At 45.7% G+C, this 219-nt stretch carries 1 rRNA gene; it reads left to right on the plus strand.

What is annotated here, in order from left to right:
* Positions 1-143: 143 nt before the first annotated feature.
* A 16S ribosomal RNA gene (locus tag G9F48_RS19615) occupies positions 144-219 on the plus strand; the annotation flags it as partial.

Consider the following 219-nt stretch of genomic DNA (forward strand, 5'->3'; position numbering starts at 1 on the left):
CTAAACAAGACAAAACGTACCTGTTAATTCAAAGTTTTAAATAAATCGCACAGCAATGTGCGTAGTCAGTCAAACTAAGGTCTGCACGATGCAGATCACACAGACGTTACTGCAGGATGCAGTGAACTTAGTCTGTGATCCATTTATCGGAGAGTTTGATCCTGGCTCAGGACGAACGCTGGCGGCGTGCCTAATACATGCAAGTCGAGCGGACAGATG

This window comes from Bacillus sp. EKM420B, assembly GCF_011065565.1.
Classification (GTDB): Bacteria; Bacillota; Bacilli; order Bacillales; family Bacillaceae; genus Bacillus; species Bacillus velezensis.